This is a genomic window from Xanthobacter sp. NM-59, from assembly GCF_021401125.1.
GTDB lineage: Bacteria > Pseudomonadota > Alphaproteobacteria > Rhizobiales > Xanthobacteraceae > Xanthobacter.
In genome coordinates, this window is sequence record NZ_JACBFQ010000003.1 from 206,793 (window position 1) to 227,693 (window position 20,901).

The window sequence follows — 20,901 nt, forward strand, 5'->3', positions numbered from 1 at the left end:
GCGACAATGATCGCCTACCGCACCCTCGACGACGCCGACCTCGCTGAAAAGCGGGTTCTGGTCCGGGTCGACCTCAACGTTCCCATGGAGAGCGGGCGCGTCACCGACGACACCCGCATCAAGGCCATCCTGCCCACCATCCGCGCCATCACGCAGAAGGGCGGCAAGGCGGTTCTCCTCTCCCACTTCGGCCGCCCCAAGGGCCGGGACGAGAGCCAGTCTCTCGCCCCGCTCGCCAAGGCGCTGGAGGCCCAGCTCGGCCATTCGGTGGCGTTCGCCTCCGACTGTGTGGGCGAGGAGGCGGCTAACGCCATCTCCCGCCTCGCCTCCGGCGACGTGATCGTGCTGGAGAACACCCGTTTCCATGCGGGTGAGGAGAAGAACGCGCCGGACTTCATCAAGGCGCTCGCCAGCCTCGGCGACGTCTATGTGAACGACGCCTTCTCCACCGCGCACCGCGCCCATGCCTCCACCGCCGGCATCGCCAGCATCCTGCCGGCCTATGCGGGCCGCTGCATGCAGGGCGAGCTGGACGCGCTCACCAAGGCGCTGGAGGCTCCCGAGCGTCCGGTGCTGGCCGTGGTGGGTGGCGCCAAGGTGTCCTCCAAGCTCGAGCTGCTCGGCAATCTCGTGCACAAGGTGGATGTCCTGGTGATCGCCGGCGGCATGGCGAACACCTTCCTGGCCGCCATGGGCCACAAGGTGGGCAAGTCCCTGTGCGAGCATGACCTCGGCGACACCGCCCGGGCCATTCTCGAGGAGGCGAAGAAGGCCAAGTGCGAGATCGTGCTGCCGGTGGATGCCGTCGTCACGACCGAGTTCAAGGCCAATGCCCCCCACCGCGTGGTGGATGTGGACCATGTGGGCGACGACGAGATGATCCTCGACGCCGGCCCCGCCACCGTCGCGCTGGTGAAGGAGAAGCTGAAGGGCGTGAAGACCGTGGTCTGGAACGGCCCGTTCGGCGCCTTCGAGATCGCCCCCTTCGATGCCGCGACGGTTGCCGTGGCGCAGGAGGTGGCGGCCCTCACCAAGGCTGGCAAGCTCTTGTCCGTGGCGGGCGGCGGCGACACGGTCGCGGCGCTCAACCACGCCAAGGCGGGCTGCGACTTCTCCTATGTCTCCACCGCCGGCGGCGCCTTCCTCGAATGGCTGGAGGGCAAGGCTCTTCCGGGCGTTGAGGCCCTGAAGCCCGGCGCATCGGCTTGATGACAAGGGGCGGCCCTCGGGCCGCCCCGCTTGCGCGCGGGGGCGAGTTGTGGAAACTCCCCCAGCGTTACCGAAGATCCCACAGACGGCCAAGGCAGGACGAACAAACATGACGGCTGAGCTCGACACGAACGCTCAGAAGATGGTGGCCAGCGGCAAGGGCATCCTGGCCGCCGATGAAAGCACCGGCACCATCAAGAAGCGTTTCGACGCCATCGGCGTGGAGTCCACGGAAGCCAACCGCCGCGATTACCGCGAGCTGCTGTTCCGCTCCACCGAGGCGATGCAGAACTACATCTCCGGCGTGATCCTCTATGACGAGACGATCCGCCAGAAGGCCGCCGACGGCACCCCGCTCGTCACCCTCATCGCCCAGTCGGGCGCGCTGCCGGGCATCAAGGTGGATGCCGGCGCCAAGCCGCTGCCCTTCTGCCCCGGCGAGACCATCACCGAGGGCCTCGACGGCCTCGGCGGTCGCCTGAAGGAATATTATGATCTGGGCGCCCGCTTCGCCAAATGGCGCGCGGTGATCGACATCGCCGCCGGCATCCCCTCCCGCGGCGCGGTCGAGGCCAATGCCCAGGCGCTGGCACGCTATGCGGCCCTGTGCCAGGAAGCCGGCATCGTCCCGATCGTCGAGCCCGAAGTGCTCATGGACGGCGACCACTCCATCGACCGCTGCTACGAGGTCACTCAGCTCGTGCTGAAGGAGACCTTCAACCAGCTCTTCCATCAGCGCGTCCGCCTGGAAGGCATGGTGCTGAAGCCCAACATGGTGGTGCCCGGCAAGAAGGCCGCCAAGCAGGCCTCGGTGGCCGAGGTGGCCGAGAAGACCGTGCGCCTGCTGAAGAATTGCGTGCCCGGCGCGGTTCCCGGCATCGCCTTCCTTTCCGGCGGCCAGTCGGACGAGGAGGCCACCGCCCATCTCGACGCCATGGTGAAGCTGGGCGGCCTGCCGTGGGCCCTCACCTATTCCTACGGCCGCGCCCTACAGGCCGCGCCGCAGAAGGCGTGGTCGGGCAAAGTCGAGAACGTGGCCGCCGCCCAGGCCGCCTTCACCCACCGCGCGCGCATGAACTCGCTGGCCTCCAAGGGCCTGTGGTCCGCGGAGCTGGAAGGCAAGAAGGCCGCCTGATCCACGGGCCGAATTCATCCGCAGATGAGGGGCCGGCCTCCGCCGGCCCTTTTTCATGCCCGGATGCGCGCACTCGCGGCCGCCGCCGCCAATTTGCCCCTTTCTTGGCCGACCGATCCTGCCATGTCCCAATCCGCCGATCCCATTCGCGCCCGCCTGATGCTGATTCTCTCCTCCGCTTTGCCCCCCGGGGAGGCGGCGGCGCGGGTCGCCGCGGGCGATGTGGCCGCCGTCGTGGTGCGCGGCGGCGCGGCGGTGCCCGATGCCGCGCGCCTGCGGGCACTGGCGCAGCCGCTCCAGAAGGCCGATTGCGCCGTGCTGCTGGAGGATCACGCCGATACCGCCAAGGCGGCCGGCCTGGACGGCATGCACGTCGAGGACGCAACCAGCCTGCCTGCCGCCGTCAAGCGCTTGAAGCCGGACGCCATTGTCGGCGCGGGCGGTCTCACCGGCCGGCACGAGGCCATGGAAGCCGGGGAAAGCGGCGCCGATTACGTGATGTTCGGCTCCCTCGACGGCAGTGATTTCGCGCGCGCCTGCGCGCTGGTGGCGTGGTGGAGCCCCCTGTTCGAGGTGCCCTGCGCCGCCGTCGCCCGTTCCCTCGACGAAGTGGAGGCCCTCGCCCGCGCCGGGGCCGACTTTATCGCCCTCGGAGCGGAATGGACCGGCGGCGTGGACGGCATCGCCACCATCGCGGCGGCACAGGCCATTATCGATTCGACTGCGGCGGACCCGGCCGCGGGCCCGGCATGATGACCCGTCCGCCCTCTCCCAGGGGAATGGCCACCGGACAGCACGGTGCTCCCGCACACCGGGGCCTGAACACCCATTCCCTCCTGAGGCTCTGGGCAGGCCCGCTCGCCCTCCTCCTCGCTTTCGGCCCGCTGGCGGTGCCCGCCTGGGCCCAGCGCCCGATCCAGCTTGCCGAGAACAGCAGCAAGACCAAGCCTGCGAAGACGCCCCACGGCAAGGGCGAGCAGAAGGGCGACCAGAAAGGCGCGGACGCGCCGAAGGCGGATACCCAGCCACAGCCCGCCGGGCCCGGCCATCTCGGGCAGTCTCCCGCCGCACTCGGCCGTTATCCGCAACTGGATACCATGGGCGGCAGCGGCGACCTCGCCTTTGGCGCCTATCAGCGCGGCTTCTACATCACGGCGTTCCACGAAGCGCTCAGGCGCATCAAGGAGCAGAACGACCCGGTGGCCATGACGCTGCTGGCGGAGCTCTACACCCACGGCTTCGGGGTGCCCCACGACCCCAAGAAGGCCATCGAGTGGTATCAAAAGGCCGCGGACAAAGGCTCGTCCGACGCCCAGTTCGCGCTCGGCCTGATGGCCCTGACCGGCGACGGCCGGCCCGCCGATGAGGAGGAGGCCGCCAGGATGTTCCGCAAGGCGGCCGACAAGGGCAACGCCGCCGCCGCCTATAATCTCGGCCTGCTCTACATGCAGGGCCGCAAAGTCCAGAAGGACATGAAGCAGGCCGCCCACTGGTTCGAGATCGCCGCGGAACGCGATCTCGAAGACGCCCAGTACGCGTTGGCGGTTCTGCTGAAGTCGGGCAATGGGGTGGAGCGCGACCTGCCCGGCGCCGCCCAGCTCATGGGTCGCGCCGCCAACCTGGGCCATGTCACGGCACAGGTGGAATTCGCCATCATGCAGTTCAACGGCATCGGCGTGCCAAAGGACGAAGCGGCGGCGGCGGCCATGTTCCGCAGGGCCGCCCTCGCCGGAAATGCCATTGCCCAGAACCGCTATGCCCGGCTGCTGGCCGCCGGCCGCGGCGTGGCGCCCGACCCGGTGGCCGCCGTCACCTGGCACCTGATGGCCAAGAGCCGCGGACTCGGCGATCCCATGCTCGACGGCGTGGCGGACAAGCTGAGCCCCGCCGACCGCCAGAAGGCGGAGGACCAGGCCCGCCGCTGGGGCGCCGACCAGCCTGCCGACGCAAAGACGCACTACGTGCCGGGCCAGACCGCCCCGGCCGATGGCAAGAGCGCGCCCGCAAAGCCTGCGCAAGCAAAGCCCGCGAACGCGAGTCCTGCCAAGCCCCCGCCGGCCAAACCGCCGTCGGACAAGTCACCGCCGGCCAAGCCCTAGGCCATTTTCAGCTTTCGCGGAAACGCGTTTGCGCAAAGCCGCGGGCTGAGGCCGGCAGCGGCCCAGCCGCCTTGACGTGGCAGCCCAAGGCGGGCACACGTCGGCACAACACATCCTCGGCCCGCACCCGCCTTTGCGTACCGCCGGCCCCACCATCAGAGTCCGCGCATGATCCGCTCGCCCCTCATCACCGTCATGGTCCAGGCCGTCCGCAAGGCCGGCCGCGCCCTCATCCGCGATTTCGGCGAGGTGGAGCAGCTGCAGGTCTCCACCAAGGGCCCGGCCGACTTCGTTTCAGCCGCCGACCGCAAGTCCGAGGACGTTCTGTTCACGGAGCTGTCGAAGGCGCGCCCCACCTACGGTTTCCTGATGGAGGAGCGCGGCCGCGTGGAGGGGAGCGACGAGGCCAATGAGTGGGTGGTGGACCCTCTCGACGGCACCACCAATTTCCTGCACGGCATCCCCATGTTCGCCATCTCGGTAGCGCTGGTGCGCAATGGCGTGCCCATGGCCGGCGTCATCTTCAACCCCGCCAATGACGAGCTGTTCGTGGCCGAGGCCGGCCAGGGCGCCTACCTCAATGACCGGCGCCTGCGCGTCGCAGGGCGGCGCAGGCTGGCGGAATGCGTGGTGTGCTGCGGGCTGCCGCACATGGGCCGCGGTGACCACGAGCAGTTCAACCGCGAGCTCTCGGTGGTGCAGAAGCAGGTGGCGGGCCTGCGCCGCACCGGCTCCGCCGCGCTCGACCTCGCCTGGGTGGCCGCCGGCCGCTTCGACGCCTTCTGGGAACGCAACCTTGCCCCCTGGGACATGGCCGCGGGCCTGGTGATGGTGCGTGAGGCGGGCGGCTTCGCCTCCGACATGGACGGCGGCGACAAGGTGCTGGAGAAGGGCCATGTGCTCGCCGGCAACGAGCTGATCCACCGCGACCTGGAACGGCTGCTGAAGAGCGCCTGATCCAAAGGTCCGGGCACGCATCTCCTGAGCCTCCCGTTTTCCGGACCTCGCATCTCCAAGACCTTGGGCTTTCTGGGCCTCGCGCTTTTTGGAGCCCGAGGTCGAGCCCGCGCAGGCTGCACGCGCCCCCCTGGGCCACGTCCGTTTCGCAGCGGCGAGGGAATACCCTGAGGCGGGGAAATGCCGTGACGCGTTGAGCGTGCGCGTTTTCCACACGCGCACTGGCATCCGCCTCGTTCAAGACCGCTCCCGAACCCGCTCTTAGGCGGGAGCCGGCACATGTCGCCGGCTGGTGGGCGGGATCGGCAGTGGTTTCGCGCGGGGATAGGAGCTCGCGTGAAAATCACGCGGCCGCTCGGTCACCCCAGCCCTTTCCCCGGTTTCGCGAAGCGGGACAGGCTTGCAGGGTCCGCCTCCGGCCCCGCCATGCCTCACCGCCGGGCGAACAGCTTTTCCACGTCCTTGAGGGAGAGCGTCACGAAGGTGGGGCGGCCGTGATTGCATTCCCCGGAATTGGGGGTGGCCTCCATCTCGCGCAGCAGAGCGTTCATCTCCTCCACCCGCAGGCGACGGCCGGCGCGCACCGAACCGTGGCAGGCCATGGTGGCGGCCACATGCAGCAATCGCCGCTCCAGGGGCAAGGCGTCGTCCCACTCGGCGGCATGCTCGGCGAGATCGCGCACCAGCCGGCTCACATCCGCATCCTTCAGCAGCGCCGGCACCTCGCGCACCAGCACCGCCCCGGGGCCGAACGGCTCCACCACCAAGCCGAGGGCGGCAAGGTCGGCAGCCTTCTCCCCCAGGCGCTCCGCGTCGGCGGGGTCGAGATCAACCACGGCGGGGATGAGCAGGCCCTGGCGTGCGACGCCGTCGCGATCGAGCCCCGCCTTCAGCTTCTCATAGACCAGCCGCTCATGGGCGGCGTGCTGATCCACCAGCACCAAGCCCTCGCGGGTCTGCGACACGATGTAGGTCTCGTGCAGCTGCGCCCGCGCCGCGCCCAGCGGGCGATCGAGATCCCCCGCCTGCACCGGCGCCGCATCGGCCCGCGCGTCGGCGGAGGGGGGCGCGATGTCGAAGGAGCCCTGCGCCGGCTCCTGCGCCCGCGGCGCATAGCCCGCGCCATCGGTCTCCGCGAAACTGGCGGCCTCGCCGGGACGGGAGACGGAGGACCGCCAGTCATAGCCCCCCCGGGGCGCGAAGGCCGCAGCGCGCCGCCAATCCGTCGTGGGCCCGGCCGGGCCCGGCTGGGGCGCGCCGAGCGCCGGCGCGGGCGGCTCCAGCTCCGGGGTCCGGGCCAGGGCCACCAGCCGGTCCGCGATGGTGGCAGCGGTGCGCGGCACCCGCGCCGCCAGCGCATCGGTGAGGGTGCGCACGATCAGCGCGCGCACATTGCCGCCGTCGCGAAAGCGCACCTCGGTTTTCGCCGGGTGCACGTTCACGTCCACTTCCCTGGGATCCAGGGAGAAAAACAGCGCCAGCACCGGATAGCGATCCGAGGGCAGAAGATCGGAATAGGCGCCGCGAATGGCGCCCATCAGCAGCTTGTCGCGCACCGGGCGGCCATTCACGAACAGATATTGGCTGAGCGAATTGGCCTTGGAATAGCTGGGCAGCCCGGCCAGCCCCTCCAGCACCACGCCGCCGCGCTCGCCCTCCACCGCGATCACGTTGCGCCCCACCTCGGCGCCCAGCACGTCGGCGAGGCGGGCGGCCCGGCCCTCGGCATCGCAGGGGCGGGCGGGCCAGGTGACAGCCGGCTTGTCCTCGGCCACCAGGGTCACCGCCACATCCGGCCGCGCCAAGGCCAGGCGGCGCACCACGTCCACCGCGGCCGTCGTCTCCGCCCGATCGGACTTGAGGAATTTGAGCCGCGCCGGGGTGGCGAAGAACAGATCGCGCACCTCCACCCGCGTGCCCTCGCCCAGCGCGGCCGGTCGGGGCGGCGTCACAATGCCCCCATCCACCCGCACCTCGAAGGCGTGGGCGGCGCCCCGGGGCCGGCTGGCGATGGCGAGATGGGCCACGGCGCCGATGGAAGGCAGCGCCTCGCCCCGGAAACCCAGGGTGGAGATGGCCAAAAGGTCTTCCCCCTCCAGCTTGGAGGTGGCGTGGCGCTCCACACAGAGGGCCAGGTCGTTCGGCCCCATGCCGCTGCCATTGTCGGTGATGCGCACCAGTTCGCGGCCACCGCCGTGAATCACCACCTCCACCGCGGTGGCGCCGGCATCCATGGCGTTCTCCATCAGCTCCTTCACCACGGCCGCCGGCCGCTCCACCACCTCGCCGGCGGCGATGCGGTCGATCAGGATGGGGGGAAGGCGGCGAATGGTCATGGGCACCGGGCGACTCAAGGGGAGGACAGGCGGATGTTAACGCGGATCATGGCGCGGGAACGGACGCCGCGCCCGCCATCCCCGCCTTTACAGCAGGCGCGCGCGCCAGCCATGATCCACCCGAACGGGGCATTGGGAATGGACGGGCTCTCCTGCCGGCTGAAGCGGGCCGGCGCCGCCGCGCGGCGGGTGGCATCCGGGGTGCTTGATTTCGCCCTGCCGCCGACCTGCGTCGCCTGCGGACGGATCACGGGCGACGCAGGCGGACTGTGCCCCAGCTGCTGGAGTGCTCTGGACTTCATCACCCCGCCTGTGTGCGAGCGCACCGGCGCGCCCCTTCCCGCCCTTGAAGGGAAGGGCGACGGTGGCGGGCCCGCCGCCCCTCGCCTTTCCGCCGAGGCGGTCGACCATCCTCCGGCGTTCGATCGCGCGAGATCCGCCGTGCTGTTCGGCGACGTGGCCCGCAGACTGGTGCACAACCTGAAATATGCAGACCGGCTCGACGTGGCGGTGCCCATGGCCCGCCTGATGGCCCTGGCCGGGCGCGAGCTGATCGCCGAGGCAGACCTCATCGTGCCGGTGCCGCTGCATCCGCTGCGCCTGTGGCGGCGGCGCTTCAACCAGGCCGCCGTGCTGGCGCGCCGGCTTGCCCCGGCGGAGGGTGCCGCGGTGCAGGTGGACCTGCTGCGCCGGCGCCGCGCCACCCCTTCCCAGACCAAATTCGGCCGGCGCGAGCGGCAGGCCAATGTGGCGGATGCCTTCGCGCCATGCCGCGATGCGGCATCAACGCTGGCCGGGCGGCGCATTCTGCTGGTGGATGACGTCTACACGACCGGCGCAACCCTGGATGCGTGCGCCCGCGCTTTGCGCCGCGCCGGCGCTACCCATGTGGACGCGCTCACGTTCGCGCGTGTTGTCGACTTCGCATGAAGCCTTATGATACGTCACTTTCGTGACGGCGCCTCTGCCGTTTCACAGGCCCCGAATGTGACGACCCATGAAGCAGATTGTCATTTATACGAAGAGCTGGTGTCCCTATTGCCACTCCGCGAAGGAATTGCTGCGCCGCAAAGGCTGGACCTTCACCGAGGTTGACGTGACCACCGATGCCGAAGGCCAGCAGGAGATGTCCCGCCGCGCTGGAGGCCGCACCACGGTGCCGCAAGTCTTCATCGGCGATACCCATGTGGGCGGATGTGACGACCTTTATGCCTTGGACCGCGCCGGCGAGCTCGATTCCCTCGCCGCGTAACCGCTTCGCCGCCGGAGGAGCGCGCAGCCGCGCTCCAGGGGCACCGGCGGCGAGAGAACAGCCCGGCAAGGCCAGGCTGTCGCGCGGGGTCTTCGGGGTCCCGCCATCACTTCTTTGCGAGGGCCCATCAGCCGCCATCCCGGGTCAGGCGCCGGGCCCTGTCCAGCGCTGGCGCCCAGGCCGCGCGGAGCGGGCCGCGGGTGATCGGATCACGCGCCACGCCCCGTGCAAAATGCGCGGGCGCTCACTATCTTCCAATGTGTTGGGGCAATGCCACGCAAACGCCCGCAGATAGCGAAGGCAACCTGAATGACCTCCCTCGACACCGCCCAAACCCTGCGCGTCGGCCTGGTGCAGCTGCGGACGGGCCGCGATCCCGCTGCCAATCGCGAGGCGGCGGCGGCCTTGATCCGCTCGGCGGCCGGGGAAGGCGCGCGCTATGTGCAGACGCCCGAGACCACCAACATCATGGAGCTGGACCGCGGGCGGCTGTTCGAGCTTCTGGCCGAGGAGCAGGACGACGCGACCCTCGCCGCCATGCGGGAGCTGGCGCGCGAGCTGAAGATCCACCTGCACATTGGCTCTCTCGCCCTCAAGGTTTCCGAGACCAAGGCCGTGAACCGTGCCTTCATCATCGATCCGGAGGGCGAGATTTCCGCCCGCTACGACAAGATCCACATGTTCGACGTGGATCTGGGCAATGGCGAAAGCTACCACGAATCCAGCGCCTACAGGCCCGGCGAGCGCGCCGTGACGGCAGGTGTGGACGGCATCCGCATGGGCCTGTCCATCTGCTACGACCTGCGTTTTCCCGCCCTCTACCGCGCCCTGGCGGAAACGGGCGCCAAGGTGCTCACCGTGCCCGCCGCCTTCACGCGGCCCACTGGCGAGGCCCACTGGCATGTGCTGCTGCGCGCCCGCGCCATCGAGAACGGCGCCTATGTCCTGGCTGCCGCACAGGGCGGTCGGCATGAGAATGGCCGCGAAACCTATGGCCACTCCCTGGTGGTTGACCCGTGGGGCCGCGTCATTGCGGAAGGCGGCGCGGAGCCGGGCTTCCTGCTGGCGGAAATCGACATGAAGGAGGTCGCCATGGCGCGTGCGCGCATCCCCTCCCTCACCAATGGCCGGCGCTTCGAGGTGGCCGACGCCCAGCCGGCGGGCCGGCTGCACGTGGTGGGGAGCGCGTCGTGATTCTCTATGCGCTGCAGTGCGCGGCGGGGCACCGGTTTGAAAGCTGGTTCCCCTCCTCCTCCAGCTATGAGAACCAGCGCGCGCGCCAGCTCGTGAGCTGCCCGGCCTGCGGCTCCACCGACGTGGAAAAGGCCATCATGGCCCCTTCCGTGGCACGCACCGACCAGCCCCGCCCCCCAGCCGAGGCTACCGCCCCGGCGCCGGAGGCCGCACCCGAGGGCGCGCCTGCTCTTCCCGTCCTGTCCCAGCCCGAGGCGGAGCTGCGCGATCTCATGCGCCGGCTGCGCGAGCATGTGGTGAAGACGTCGGATTATGTGGGCGGTGAGTTCGCGGATCTCGCCCGCAAGATGCATGAGGGCGAGGTGGAGCATCGCTCCATCTATGGGGAAGCCACGCCTGACGAAGTGAAGTCCCTGCACGAGGACGAGATCGAGGTCTTCCCCCTGCCGATCCTGCCCGACGAGCGCAACTGAGCCGCACCGGCTTCCTTCGTGACATCAGACGAGGCCCGCGTTTCAAGCGGGAAGCGCTCCGGATGACGCCCATTGCCCATCCGCGAGGGCGCGGAAAGGCGCATCCCGCCGGTGCGGCACCCCACACAATCGCAGGCAATCTAAGGCCTTTGGCGCGGCGCGTGGCCAGACCGCGGCCCCGCTCAGACCGGAGCGGGAGCCGCCTTGCCTGCGGCCAGCTTGCCGGAGCCCGCATTGGCCGTGGAACGGGGCGCCTTCGCCGGAGGGGCCGGCAGATCGCCATCCACATCGCCCTCGGAACTCCGCATGCGGTCCATGACCGCCTTCTGCACCTTCTCGAAGGCCCGCACCTCGATCTGCCGCACGCGCTCTCGGGAGACACCGAACTCGGAGGCGAGATCCTCCAGCGTCATGGGATCTTCCGACAGGCGGCGCGCCTCGAAGATGCGGCGCTCGCGATCGTTAAGCACGGAGAGGGCGCCGGCCAAGGCAGCGCGGCGATTGTCCAGCTCCTCGCTTTCGGCGAGCTGCTCTTCCTGGTCCAGGCGCTCGTCCACCAGCCAGTCCTGCCACTCGCCGCCCTCGGAATCCTCGCGGATGGGGGCATTGAGGGAGGCGTCGCCGCTGAGGCGGCGGTTCATGTCCACCACCTCCTGCTCGCTCACGCCCAGCTTGGTGGCGATCTGCGCCACCTGATCGGGCCTGAGGTCGCCTTCCTCGAGGGCGGAAATCTGGCTCTTGGCCTTGCGCAGGTTGAAGAACAGCTTCTTCTGCGCCGCCGTGGTGCCCATCTTCACGAGGCTCCACGAGCGCAGGATGTATTCCTGAATGGAGGCGCGGATCCACCACATGGCGTAAGTGGCAAGGCGGAAGCCCTTTTCGGGCTCGAACCGCTTCACCGCCTGCATGAGGCCCACATTGCCCTCGGAGATGACTTCCGAGATGGGCAGGCCATAGCCGCGATAGCCCATTGCGATCTTCGCCACGAGGCGCAGATGGCTCGTCACCAGCTTGTGAGCGGCTTCCCGGTCCCCGTGCTCGCGCCAGCTCTTGGCGAGCATATATTCCTGTTCGGGTTCCAACATGGGAAACCGGCGGATCTCTTCGAGATACCGCGTCAGCCCCCCCTCGGCGGAGGGGATGCTCATGGTCTTGGCCTGGGCCATGGAGGATGCCTCCTGTTTCTGCGGTCCCGATGCGGGCGACCGCGCGCAGCTGCGTGACGCCCGCCGCAACTTTCAACCATACATAATGACAGCGCGCCCGAACAGGCTTCAATTCCTCACGTCATCGCGAGTGCGGTGCGAAATGGACAGGGCCTCGCGCAAGGCGGAAAGGTCCGCCGGCAGCTCGCTCTCAAACGAGAGATGCTCCCCCGTCACCGGGTGGGCGAAGCCCAGCCGCGCGGCATGGAGCGCCTGGCGCCCCAGCCCAGCCAGCAGCTCGCGCGCGGCGGGATCGAGCCGCGCCGCCTTGGTGCGGAAACCCAGGCCATAGACCTCGTCCCCCAGCAGCGGATGGCCGGCATGCGCCATATGGACGCGGATCTGGTGAGTCCGGCCCGTCTCCAGGCGGCATTCCACGAGGCTGGCCACCGCGGTGCCATCGGCCCCCGCATAGGTTTCCAGCACCTGCCAATGGGTGATGGCATGCCGCCCGCTGGCGCGCACCGCCATCTTCTGCCGGTGGGTGGGGTGGCGATCGAGGGGCGCATCCACCGTGCCGCGCAGCTCCGGCACACCCCACACGAAGGCGAGATAGGCGCGCTCCAGCGGCCCGGTGCGGCCGTGATCGGCGAACTGGGCCGCCAGGCCCTGGTGGGCCTTGTCGGACTTCGCCACCACCAGCAGGCCGGACGTGTCCTTGTCGATGCGGTGCACGATGCCCGGCCGCTTCACCCCGCCAATGCCGGACAGGCTCTCCCCGCAATGGTGCAGCAGCGCGTTCACCAGCGTTCCGGAGGCGTGCCCCGGGGCCGGATGCACCACGAGGCCCGCCGGCTTGTCGATGACGATCAGCTGGTCGTCCTCATAGGCCACGGTGAGGGGCAGGTCCTCCGGCTGCGGCTCGGCCGGCTCGGGGGGCGGCAGCAACAAGGTGAAGACATCGCCGGCATTGACCCGTCCCGCCGCGTCGCCTACCACACGCCCGCCGGCGCTCACCCGCCCTTCGGCCACCAGGCGCTGGATGCGGGTGCGGCTGAGGTCGGGCGCGAGGCGCGCGAGCACGCGATCGAGCCGCGCGCCCTGGTCCTCCGCCCCGGCCGTCAGGGTGAGCTCGATCGCGGCCTCGCCATCGAGACCGTCATCGAGGATGTCGTCCGCGACATCATCATGCTTCATCCGCGCGTCAGTCTTCTTCATTCACCACAGGTCCGCCAAAGGTCCGCTCATGTTCCATCGCCCGCCCCCTCCCGACACCCCCGAAGAGGCGCTGACGCCGGAGCAGGAGCGGGTCATCACCAAGTTCCGGCGCTTTTCCAGCATGTCCATCCTGGTGATGGTGCTGGGCGTCGCGGCGGTTCTCGGCGTCATCAGCTACCGTATGATGCGCGCCAAGCCGCTGGCCACCGGCGAGGTCACCGCGCTGCTGCCCAAGGGCGCGAAGATCACCTCCACCGCGGTTTCCGGAGACGCCGTGGTGGTGGTGCTCGACATCAACGGCTCCACCGAGATCCGCACCTTCGATCTGCACACCCTGGCGCCCGCCGGCAAGCTCCGCTTCGCCGTGGAGCCCTGAGGCGCCAGCCGCCGCTGGCGGGCCAGCGCGCCCGCCAAAGCCGCTTATTGCAACGAGCCCTCGCCATCGCCCGGCATGCGCGCCAGCAGCATCTGGGTGATGGCCACCAGCATGTCGGCCCGCGCCTTCAGGGTCTCCGCCTCCAGCAGGGCCTGCTTTTCCAGCGCCCCATAGGGCGACATTACCGACAGGGTGTTCACCAGCGTCTCGGTGCCGGCCTGCCGGATGCCCTCCCAATCGGCTTCGAGCTGATTGGCGTCGAGAAAGGCCGCGAGCGCCTCCAGCAGCGCGGAGCGGTCCACCTCAGCCTCGCCCGCGGGCGCGAAATCGGTGCCGAAGGGCGCCGTGTCGATCTTCGCCTGGCGGTAGGAGGTGGTGACGTCCAGCTCCTCCATCACGCGGTAGCGGCAGATGCCGGTGAGCGTGATGAGATATCGCCCGTCGCCGGTTTCACTGAACTCGGTCAGCCGGCCGACACAGCCCACCTTGTGCAGCGCCGGCCCGCGACCGGTGGCAGGCACGGTTTCGTCCGGCTGCACCATGCCGATGAGGCGCGAGCCGCCCAGCACGTCGTCCACCATGGCGAGGTAGCGCGGCTCGAAGATGTTGAGCGGCAACTCGGCCCGAGGCAACAGCAAGGCGCCGGTGAGCGGGAACACCGGAATCACCGGCGGCAGATCCGCCGGCGACAGGTATGTCTTGTTGGAAGCCAAGGGTCGAGATCCTTCGCGTCTAGGGCCTTCAGGCGAACATGATCGCCGACAGCTTCTTGCGGCCGGTCAGGGTGAGGGGGTCGGTGGGGCCCCAGGCCTCGAACAGCTGCAGCAGCTGCTTGCGCGCGGCGTCCTCATTCCAGGCGCGGTCGCGCTTGACGATGTCGAGCAGGTGAACCATCGCGTCCTCGCGGCGGCCACGGGCATGGAGCGCCAGGGCCAGATCGAAGCGGGACTGATAGTCCGCCGGGTCGATGTCCACCTTGGCCTCGAGCGTGGCGAGATCGCCCAGCGCGGCCGCCTGCTCCGCCAGCTCCACCGCCGCGCGGGCGGCCGAGATGGCCGGGTCGTTCTGCTTGTCGGCGGGAACGGACGCAAGCGTCGCCTTCGCCTGCTCAAGGGCGCCGGCCTGCACCTGGGTGCGCACCAGGCCGGAGAGGGCCGCAAGGTTGGCGGGGTCCTCGCCCAGCACGGCGGCGAAGATCTCGGCCGCGCCCGCAAGGTCGTTCTGGGCCAGCGCCGCCTCGCCGGAGGCCAGCACCTCGGCGACATCCGCGCCCTCCGCGCCGCCACCGCCACTCAGGAGGCGCTCGATGAAGCCCTTCACCTGGCCTTCCGGCAGCGCGCCCATGAAGCCGTCCACCGGCTGTCCGCCCACGAAGGCGTAGACGGTGGGAATGGACTGGATGCCGAGCTTGCCGGGAATGACAGGGTGCTCGTCAATATTCATCTTGGCGAGGCGCACCTTGCCCTTGGCCGCCTTCACCACCTTTTCGAGGATCGGGCCGAGGCTCTTGCAGGGGCCGCACCAGGGCGCCCAGAAGTCCACCAGCACCGGGCGGTGCTTGGACTCCTCCATGACATCCTTCATGAAGCTCTCGGTGGTGACATCGATGATGTCGCCGGCGGGCGCCGCTCCGCCATTGCCCGCGCCCGCTGCCGCGCCGTTGGCGCCCGGCTGATTGAACAGCATGTGTCGGCTCCTCGATCCCTGCCCGCGATGTCGCGGCCACGCTTCGTCCCTTAGATGGGGCGGCGACGGCGACGCGCAATCGCTCCACCCGCCTTCTAGCCTTTTCCCTTCGCGAGCGTAAGGCACGCTCGCGCGTCGCCATCGTGCGATCGCGCATCGCCGCATTCTGGCGCTATGATATGTTCTCCCTCGCGCCTGGAGCTGCCCCCATGAGCGAAGACAGCAGTGAACATTCAACGCCCGCGCGCGACAACCACCCCCTTCCGGTGGATGCCGGCCCGGCCGTGCCCACCAAGCTGACGACCTCCAAGACCCGGTGGGCGGAGGAACGGCGCTTCATCACCGGCCATGGCGACGCGCCGGGAAAGGAGCGCCTGCCCCCGGGCCAGCACCTGGTGACCGACTGGCCGGTGCTGGACCTGGGCGAGCAGCCGCAGGTGCCGCTCGCGGCCTTCCGCCTCGATGTCACAGGCGCGGTGGAGGCTCCGGCCTCCTGGGATTGGGACGCCTTCATGGCGCTGCCGCAGACCCGCTTCGTCAGCGACATCCACTGTGTCACCACCTGGTCGCGCTACGACAATGCCTGGGAAGGTGTCTCCACCCGCGCCATCCTCGATCTGGTGCGCCCCACCGCCGATGCGCGCGCGGTGATGCTGCGCAGCCACGACGGCTACACCACGAATCTCCTGCTCGAGGATTTCGCCGATCCCCTGGCGCTGGTGGCCCATTCCTGGGAGGGCGAAGCGCTCACCCGCGTCCATGGCGGGCCGGCGCGGCTGGTGGTGCCCCACCTCTATTTCTGGAAGAGCGCCAAGTGGCTGCGCAAGATCGAGGTGCTCACCGCCGATAAGGCCGGCTTCTGGGAGCGGCGCGGCTACCACATGCGCGGCGAGCCCTGGGCCGAGGAGCGCTATTCCGACGACTGAGCACAAGGGCGCCCAGCCTCACGGCGCCTTAAGAAGGGTCGCCACCTGCGCGGCGGCCCTCTCTCCCGATTGCCAGGCCCCGCCCACGGTGCCCCACAGGCTCTCATGGGCATGCTCACCGGCAAACAGCAGGCGCCCCGCCACCACCTCCAGGAAGGCGCGGCGCATATTGCCGGCCCCCGGCAGGGCGCACGACATGGCACCGAGCGCCAGCGGCTCGCGGCCCCAGGCCGTGCTGTGGACGCGGCCGATGCGACGGGCCGCATCGGCGCCGAATTCGCGGGCGATGGCCTCCGCCAGCACCGCGCGCACCCCCTGCGGTGATGCATTCTCCACATTCTGCGCGAACCGCCCGCCCACCTCCAGGCTGTAGAGGGCGCTGCCCGCCAGGCGGGCCCGCAGCGCATAAGCCTGCGCCCCTTCAGTGCGGAAGAAGATGGTTTCGTCGGGCAGGAAGCCGGCGGGCGCGCCGGGCCATTCAAAGACGATGTGATTGAAGATGCCGAGCGGAATCCTCTCCGCCGCCGCGCGCTGGCGCGCCGGCAGCTGGGGAATGCGCAGCTTGCCCGCGGCCAGGAGGCTGGGCGGCACCGCCACGATGACGAACCGCGCCGTGAGGCTGCCACGCCCGGTGACCACCACCACACGCTGCCGGCTGGTGAATTCCACGGAGCGCGCGGCCGTGTCCAGCTGCACGGCGAGCGGCGTGGCGAGGCTCGCCACCAGCGTGCCGATGCCCTGGCGGCAGACACTGGCGCCGCCGCGCTCCTCCGCATGGGCGACATCCACGGTGGAGACGTCTTCCAGGTCCCTCGCACGCAGGAACGGCCCGGCCACGAACCGCGCCGATGCCGACCAGGGGCCGAGCTCCGGCATCACCCGCGTGGCAGGCATGTCGCGCCCGGCATCGCCGGCGGCCACGATAGCCCGCTCGCCCCGGCGCACGGCGCCCACGAAATCCTCATATTCGGGATCACGCGCCTCCTTGCCGCCGAGATACAGGCGGCCCGCCTCGGGCGCGGCGGTCACCTCCAGCCCGGCGGCGCGGCCGAGGGCGGGAAGCGGGGTGGCGGCGGGAAAATCGAGGCGGTTCGCACCCAGATCGACAGGCACGCCGAACGTGCCGCTGTCGGTGCTGGCGCGCCCGCCCACGCGGTGGGCCGCCTCGATCATGGTGTAGCTGATTCCCGCCTCGGCCAACTTGCGCGCGGCGGCGATGCCGGCGGCGCCCGCGCCGATGATGATGACGTCCGGCTGGGAGGTCTGCCCCAGCGCGGCATAAGGCACGCCGGCCAGCGCCAGCGCCGCGCCAGCCCTCAGCAGGCGGCGGCGGTCGAGCGGGCGATCAAGGGCGTGCGACAGGGGATCTGAGGGCAGCTTCGACACGGCGCGCAACCTATCACGCCCCCCGCACGCGGGCGAGGGGCTGGGCATGATCAACCGTCAGGAACCACAGGCGCGCAACGGGCGCCCCTCCTCCGCGCGCTGGGACTGCGGCACGGCCTCCGCGATAGGGCGGGAGGCTGGCATTCAAGGTGGACTGGCCTTTCCCGGCGACCCGTCCCCGCCTCGCCGGGCTCTCCCCCACCTTCGGGCCCCGCCCCAGCGCGCGGGGGGAGGGCCAGGACGTGCGGAACAGCCGCTGGCGGGACCTAACCTTCGCCACGGCTAGCCACAGTCGATCGGCCCCATGGGGCGTCGATCGAGCTTGGGGGGGACCGGTCCTGGGGGGGGGCGACCGGTCTTGGGGCTGACCGGTCTTGGCGGCCTGGGCGCGGGACCACATGCCACGGCCGCTTGCGCCTCCCCCGGATCTCCGCCCCTCGGAGTCAGCTCTTGCGCTCGGCGACGAAGTGCGCCGCCGCCTTCAGGGTGTCGCCGCGCGGGCCGAACCCGGCCAGGGCCGCCTCGGCCTGGGCCACCAGGCCGGCCAGCTCGTCCCGCGCCGCGGGCAGGCCGAGGCGGGAGACCAGCGTGCCTTTTCCGGCCGCCTCATCCTTGCCCACCTTCTTGCCCACCGCATCGGCGGAGCCTTCCACGTCGAGGATGTCGTCGGCGATCTGGAACGCCGCGCCCAGCGCCAGCCCATAGGCCGCCAGGGCGGCGCGCTCGGTGGCGTCGGCGCGGCCAAGGATCGCCCCCGCCTCCACGGAAAACAGCAGCAGCGCGCCCGTCTTCATGGCCTGGAGCCGGCGAATCGCCTCCACCGGCAGCGCCAGCGGCCGCCCGCCGTCGAAGCGCCCCTCGGCCGCAAGGTCCAGCATCTGCCCGCCCACCATGCCGCCGAGCCCGGCCCCGCGCGCGAGGCCCCGCACCAGCTCCAGCCGCACGGTCGGGTCGGGGTGGGTATCCTCGCCGGCCAGCAGGTCAAAGGCCAGAGTGAGCAGGCCATCACCGGCGAGGATGGCGCTCGCCTCGTCGAACGCCTTGTGCACGGTGGGGCGGCCCCGGCGCAGGTCGTCATTGTCCATGGCCGGCAGGTCATCGTGGATCAGGGAATAGCAGTGCACGCACTCCACCGCCGCGGCCGCCGTGACCGACGCCTCCACCGGAAGGCCGAACAGCGCGGCCGCCTCGATTACCAGGAACGGCCGCAGCCGCTTACCGCCACCGAGGGCCCCGTGGCGCATGGCGGCCAAGAGGCGGGCCGGGCGCTCCCCCTCCCCCGGCAAGGCTGGATCGGCAAGGGCGGCAGCGAGGCGAACCTCGGTGACGGTGGCGGCGGCTTCAAGGCGCAAAGCGAGCGATGGGGTCACGGGGGAACCTTCGTGCAGCGGGCGGGGACGGGCGGCCGGAACCACAGGCGATGCACCTTCCCCCGGTTGACGCATCGATCCGGGTGCCCCAACCAGGAGGCAAGGTCAAGGCGCCCGCTTCCGGCGCGGCCGAACGGCGTGGCCGCCGGAGCGGGGGCCACCGGCATGGAAAGGCGACCGCGAGAGGACTTGCGATGATCCGGTTCCTAGCCCAGCTCGCGCTGGCGCTTCTGGCCATCCCGATGGTTCTGGCGGTGCTCTACAATTTCAGCAATCCCGCCTCCACCCTCATGCTCTACCGGCTGGCGAGCGGCCAGAGGGTGGAGCGCATCTGGACGCCCATTTCCCAGATCTCGCCGACCCTGGTGCGCACCGTGGTCGCCTCCGAGGACACGCGCTTCTGCAGCCATAACGGCATCGACATCACCGAAATGCGCCGCATGGCCGAGCGGGCGGACGACCTGGAGGACCTGCGCGGCACCTCCACCATCACCATGCAGGTAGTGAAGAACCTGTTCCTGTGGCAACACCCCGAAGTGCCGCGCAAACTGTTGGAAATGCCGCTGGCGCTCTGGCTCGACCTCGTCATGAGCAAGCGGCGCATCATGGAAATCTATCTCAACATCGCCGAATGGGGGCCGGATGGCACCTTCGGGGTCGCCGCCGCCGCGCAGGCGTCCTTCGGCATCCCGCCGGCGCGCCTCAATGCCACCCAGTCGGCCCGGCTGGCGGTGATGCTGCCGAACCCTCGACGCCGCAGCGCCGCCAATCCCGGCCCCGGCCTGCTGCGCCTCGCCGATCGCCTCCAGGCACGGGTGCCGCGCGAGGCGCCGGACATGATCGCCTGCCTCGGGCTGCGCGATTAGGAGCCTTCCGAGCCGGAGCCACCCATGCGCCGGCGCGCGAAATGGCGCAGGCGGCGCGGCGAGCTTGATTGTGCCCCTTTTTGTCGCCACATGGGCGCAAGGAGACACCGCCCCAATGCCCCAAGCCCCAACGCCTGAAGCCCCAATGTCCGGAGCCCCCGCCGCGCCCCGCCCCGCCATCAGCCCCATCCTGAAGATCGCCCTGGAGGTGGGTCCGCTGGTGCTGTTCTTCGCCGCCAACGGCTATGGCGGCATCTATGTGGCGACCGGCGTTTTCATGGTGGCCACCTTCGCCGCCCTGGCTCTGATGTGGGTGCTGGCGCGGCGCATCGCGGTCATGCCCCTTGTGTCGGCCGGGGTGGTGCTGGTGTTCGGCGGGCTTACCCTGTGGCTGCAGGACGACCACTTCATCAAGCTGAAGCCCACCATCGTGAATGCCGTTTTCGGCGTGCTGCTGCTGGGTGGCCTGGTGGCGAAAAAGCCGCTGCTGCCTTATGTCTTCGACGGCATGGTGAAGCTGACGGACGAGGGCTGGCGGGCCCTCACCATCCGCTGGGGCATTTTCTTCCTGGTGATGGCGGTGGCCAACGAGATCGTGTGGCGCAACTTCTCCACGGATACCTGGGTCGCCTTCAAGTCCTTCGGCTACCTGCCGCTCACCTTCGCCTTCGCGATGGCCCAGGCGCCGCTCATGGCGCGCTACGAGCTGAAGGATGAGGCCGAGGATCTCGCCCCGCACAATTGAGCGCGAGCGCGGGAGAACGCGGTTGACGCCATCGCCCGCTATCCCCATAAGCCCATCAGAGGGCGAGGAATGCTGACGAAAAAAGGCAAATACGGGCTGAAGGCGGCGGTGCATCTCGCGCGCCTGCCGGCGGGCGCCTCCACCCAGGTGGCGGACATCGCCGACAGCAACAACATTCCGAAGAAGTTCCTGGACGTCATCCTGGGCGAGCTGCGCAATGCCGGCTTTCTCGCCAGCAAGAAGGGCAAGCTCGGCGGCTACCGGCTCGCCAAGGCGCCGGAAGACATCGTGGTGGGCGACATGATCCGCGCCCTCGATGGGCCGCTCGCCCCCTTCCCCTGCGCCAGCCGCAACGCCTATGAGCCGTGCGAGGACTGCGACGTGGCCACCTGCGAGGTCCGCATCCTGATGGTGCGCGTGCGCGACGCCATCGGCACCGTGCTCGACACCACGACGCTGGCGCAGATGCGCGACATGTCGCACGAGGCTCTGACCTCGTTCGTCGACTATATCTGAGGGCCGCGAGAT

The 20,901-nt window shown here is 69.9% G+C and carries 21 protein-coding genes; 14 read left to right on the top strand and 7 right to left on the bottom strand.

Going from position 1 to position 20,901, the window contains the following annotated elements:
* Positions 1-6 precede the first annotated feature (6 nt).
* The 5 genes from pgk to L0966_RS08760 all read left to right on the top strand — a co-directional run bounded on the left by pgk (position 7) and on the right by L0966_RS08760 (position 5,400).
* Entirely contained in the window at positions 7-1,209 is a 1,203-nt protein-coding gene (pgk, locus tag L0966_RS08740) for a phosphoglycerate kinase (protein ID WP_234051504.1), read from the top strand.
* Positions 1,210-1,318: 109 nt separating this feature from the next.
* Positions 1,319-2,344, top strand: coding sequence for a class I fructose-bisphosphate aldolase (locus tag L0966_RS08745; RefSeq protein WP_234051505.1), 1,026 nt, complete (start codon positions 1,319-1,321; stop codon positions 2,342-2,344).
* Between the two features lie 123 nt (positions 2,345-2,467).
* Positions 2,468-3,097 (top strand): thiamine phosphate synthase, encoded by a 630-nt coding sequence (locus L0966_RS08750; RefSeq protein ID WP_234051506.1) that lies wholly within the window; start codon positions 2,468-2,470, stop codon positions 3,095-3,097.
* Positions 3,094-4,443, top strand: a complete 1,350-nt coding sequence (locus L0966_RS08755; RefSeq protein WP_234051507.1) for a tetratricopeptide repeat protein — start codon at positions 3,094-3,096, stop codon at positions 4,441-4,443. The genes L0966_RS08750 and L0966_RS08755 overlap by 4 nt, the downstream gene beginning before the upstream one ends.
* Positions 4,444-4,611: 168 nt before the next feature.
* The gene (locus L0966_RS08760; protein ID WP_234051508.1) at positions 4,612-5,400 is read left to right on the top strand and encodes an inositol monophosphatase family protein; all 789 of its coding nucleotides are present in this window, start codon (positions 4,612-4,614) and stop codon (positions 5,398-5,400) included.
* 431 nt (positions 5,401-5,831) lie between these two features.
* Here the strand turns inward: L0966_RS08760 and mutL are convergent, their stop codons facing one another.
* Complete coding sequence (gene mutL / locus L0966_RS08765; RefSeq protein ID WP_234051509.1) at positions 5,832-7,736, bottom strand: DNA mismatch repair endonuclease MutL; 1,905 nt, start codon at positions 7,734-7,736, stop codon at positions 5,832-5,834.
* A gap of 138 nt (positions 7,737-7,874) precedes the next feature.
* Between mutL and L0966_RS08770 the strand changes: the two genes are divergently transcribed.
* The 4 genes from L0966_RS08770 (at position 7,875) to L0966_RS08785 (ending at position 10,655) form a co-directional block, all read left to right on the top strand.
* Positions 7,875-8,666: a ComF family protein gene (locus L0966_RS08770; protein WP_234051510.1), complete on the top strand. Its 792-nt coding sequence runs from the start codon at positions 7,875-7,877 to the stop codon at positions 8,664-8,666.
* Positions 8,667-8,733: 67 nt separating this feature from the next.
* Positions 8,734-8,988 (top strand): glutaredoxin 3, encoded by a 255-nt coding sequence (gene grxC, locus L0966_RS08775; protein WP_234051511.1) that lies wholly within the window; start codon positions 8,734-8,736, stop codon positions 8,986-8,988.
* 309 nt (positions 8,989-9,297) lie between these two features.
* Entirely contained in the window at positions 9,298-10,182 is an 885-nt protein-coding gene (locus L0966_RS08780; RefSeq protein WP_234051512.1) for a carbon-nitrogen hydrolase family protein, read from the top strand.
* A complete protein-coding gene (locus L0966_RS08785) occupies positions 10,179-10,655 on the top strand; it encodes a DUF1178 family protein (protein ID WP_234051513.1) in 477 nt (158 codons plus the stop codon). The genes L0966_RS08780 and L0966_RS08785 overlap by 4 nt, the downstream gene beginning before the upstream one ends.
* A gap of 182 nt (positions 10,656-10,837) precedes the next feature.
* Here L0966_RS08785 and rpoH read toward each other — a convergent pair whose 3' ends face one another.
* Together rpoH and L0966_RS08795 are read right to left on the bottom strand one after the other, a co-directional pair.
* Positions 10,838-11,821 (bottom strand): RNA polymerase sigma factor RpoH, encoded by a 984-nt coding sequence (gene rpoH, locus L0966_RS08790; protein WP_234051514.1) that lies wholly within the window; start codon positions 11,819-11,821, stop codon positions 10,838-10,840.
* Positions 11,822-11,929: 108 nt separating this feature from the next.
* On the bottom strand, positions 11,930-13,018 hold the full coding sequence (locus tag L0966_RS08795; RefSeq protein WP_234051515.1) for an RluA family pseudouridine synthase: 1,089 nt from the start codon (positions 13,016-13,018) through the stop codon (positions 11,930-11,932).
* Positions 13,019-13,046: 28 nt separating this feature from the next.
* On the opposite strand from L0966_RS08795, the gene L0966_RS08800 reads away from it, so the two are divergent.
* Complete coding sequence (locus L0966_RS08800; RefSeq protein WP_234051516.1) at positions 13,047-13,394, top strand: DUF6476 family protein; 348 nt, start codon at positions 13,047-13,049, stop codon at positions 13,392-13,394.
* A 44-nt stretch (positions 13,395-13,438) separates the two neighbouring features.
* Here L0966_RS08800 and L0966_RS08805 read toward each other — a convergent pair whose 3' ends face one another.
* Positions 13,439-14,107, bottom strand: coding sequence for an LON peptidase substrate-binding domain-containing protein (locus L0966_RS08805; protein ID WP_234051517.1), 669 nt, complete (start codon positions 14,105-14,107; stop codon positions 13,439-13,441).
* Between the two features lie 28 nt (positions 14,108-14,135).
* Entirely contained in the window at positions 14,136-15,080 is a 945-nt protein-coding gene (trxA, locus tag L0966_RS08810; protein WP_234051518.1) for a thioredoxin, read from the bottom strand.
* 209 nt (positions 15,081-15,289) lie between these two features.
* Here trxA and L0966_RS08815 point away from each other — a divergent pair, with 209 nt between their 5' ends.
* Positions 15,290-16,006 carry a sulfite oxidase-like oxidoreductase gene (locus tag L0966_RS08815; RefSeq protein ID WP_234051519.1) on the top strand — a complete coding sequence of 239 codons (717 nt, stop codon included), beginning with the start codon at positions 15,290-15,292 and terminating at the stop codon, positions 16,004-16,006.
* 18 nt (positions 16,007-16,024) lie between these two features.
* Here L0966_RS08815 and L0966_RS08820 read toward each other — a convergent pair whose 3' ends face one another.
* Both L0966_RS08820 and L0966_RS08825 read right to left on the bottom strand, forming a co-directional pair.
* Positions 16,025-17,392 (bottom strand): NAD(P)/FAD-dependent oxidoreductase, encoded by a 1,368-nt coding sequence (locus tag L0966_RS08820; protein ID WP_234051520.1) that lies wholly within the window; start codon positions 17,390-17,392, stop codon positions 16,025-16,027.
* Positions 17,393-17,835: 443 nt separating this feature from the next.
* Positions 17,836-18,762 carry a polyprenyl synthetase family protein gene (locus tag L0966_RS08825; protein ID WP_234051521.1) on the bottom strand — a complete coding sequence of 309 codons (927 nt, stop codon included), beginning with the start codon at positions 18,760-18,762 and terminating at the stop codon, positions 17,836-17,838.
* Positions 18,763-18,956: 194 nt separating this feature from the next.
* On the opposite strand from L0966_RS08825, the gene L0966_RS08830 reads away from it, so the two are divergent.
* From L0966_RS08830 to L0966_RS08840, 3 genes are all read left to right on the top strand, one after another.
* A complete protein-coding gene (locus L0966_RS08830) occupies positions 18,957-19,628 on the top strand; it encodes a biosynthetic peptidoglycan transglycosylase (RefSeq protein WP_234051522.1) in 672 nt (223 codons plus the stop codon).
* Between the two features lie 145 nt (positions 19,629-19,773).
* The gene (locus L0966_RS08835; protein ID WP_234051523.1) at positions 19,774-20,373 is read left to right on the top strand and encodes a septation protein A; all 600 of its coding nucleotides are present in this window, start codon (positions 19,774-19,776) and stop codon (positions 20,371-20,373) included.
* A 69-nt stretch (positions 20,374-20,442) separates the two neighbouring features.
* On the top strand, positions 20,443-20,889 hold the full coding sequence (locus L0966_RS08840; protein WP_234051524.1) for an Rrf2 family transcriptional regulator: 447 nt from the start codon (positions 20,443-20,445) through the stop codon (positions 20,887-20,889).
* The last annotated feature ends 12 nt before the right edge of the window (positions 20,890-20,901 follow it).

What these genes read in the sequence shown, in the direction of transcription:
- pgk (WP_234051504.1), top strand. Translation starts at nt 7, where the DNA reads ATGATCGCCTACCGCACCCTCGACGACGCCGACCTCGCTGAAAAGCGG.
- L0966_RS08745 (WP_234051505.1), top strand. Translation starts at nt 1,319, where the DNA reads ATGACGGCTGAGCTCGACACGAACGCTCAGAAGATGGTGGCCAGCGGC.
- L0966_RS08750 (WP_234051506.1), top strand. Translation starts at nt 2,468, where the DNA reads ATGTCCCAATCCGCCGATCCCATTCGCGCCCGCCTGATGCTGATTCTC.
- L0966_RS08755 (WP_234051507.1), top strand. Translation starts at nt 3,094, where the DNA reads ATGATGACCCGTCCGCCCTCTCCCAGGGGAATGGCCACCGGACAGCAC.
- L0966_RS08760 (WP_234051508.1), top strand. Translation starts at nt 4,612, where the DNA reads ATGATCCGCTCGCCCCTCATCACCGTCATGGTCCAGGCCGTCCGCAAG.
- mutL (WP_234051509.1), bottom strand. Translation starts at nt 7,736, where the DNA reads ATGACCATTCGCCGCCTTCCCCCCATCCTGATCGACCGCATCGCCGCC.
- L0966_RS08770 (WP_234051510.1), top strand. Translation starts at nt 7,875, where the DNA reads ATGGACGGGCTCTCCTGCCGGCTGAAGCGGGCCGGCGCCGCCGCGCGG.
- grxC (WP_234051511.1), top strand. Translation starts at nt 8,734, where the DNA reads ATGAAGCAGATTGTCATTTATACGAAGAGCTGGTGTCCCTATTGCCAC.
- L0966_RS08780 (WP_234051512.1), top strand. Translation starts at nt 9,298, where the DNA reads ATGACCTCCCTCGACACCGCCCAAACCCTGCGCGTCGGCCTGGTGCAG.
- rpoH (WP_234051514.1), bottom strand. Translation starts at nt 11,821, where the DNA reads ATGGCCCAGGCCAAGACCATGAGCATCCCCTCCGCCGAGGGGGGGCTG.
- L0966_RS08795 (WP_234051515.1), bottom strand. Translation starts at nt 13,018, where the DNA reads ATGAAGAAGACTGACGCGCGGATGAAGCATGATGATGTCGCGGACGAC.
- L0966_RS08800 (WP_234051516.1), top strand. Translation starts at nt 13,047, where the DNA reads ATGTTCCATCGCCCGCCCCCTCCCGACACCCCCGAAGAGGCGCTGACG.
- trxA (WP_234051518.1), bottom strand. Translation starts at nt 15,080, where the DNA reads ATGCTGTTCAATCAGCCGGGCGCCAACGGCGCGGCAGCGGGCGCGGGC.
- L0966_RS08815 (WP_234051519.1), top strand. Translation starts at nt 15,290, where the DNA reads ATGAGCGAAGACAGCAGTGAACATTCAACGCCCGCGCGCGACAACCAC.
- L0966_RS08830 (WP_234051522.1), top strand. Translation starts at nt 18,957, where the DNA reads ATGATCCGGTTCCTAGCCCAGCTCGCGCTGGCGCTTCTGGCCATCCCG.
- L0966_RS08835 (WP_234051523.1), top strand. Translation starts at nt 19,774, where the DNA reads ATGTCCGGAGCCCCCGCCGCGCCCCGCCCCGCCATCAGCCCCATCCTG.
- L0966_RS08840 (WP_234051524.1), top strand. Translation starts at nt 20,443, where the DNA reads ATGCTGACGAAAAAAGGCAAATACGGGCTGAAGGCGGCGGTGCATCTC.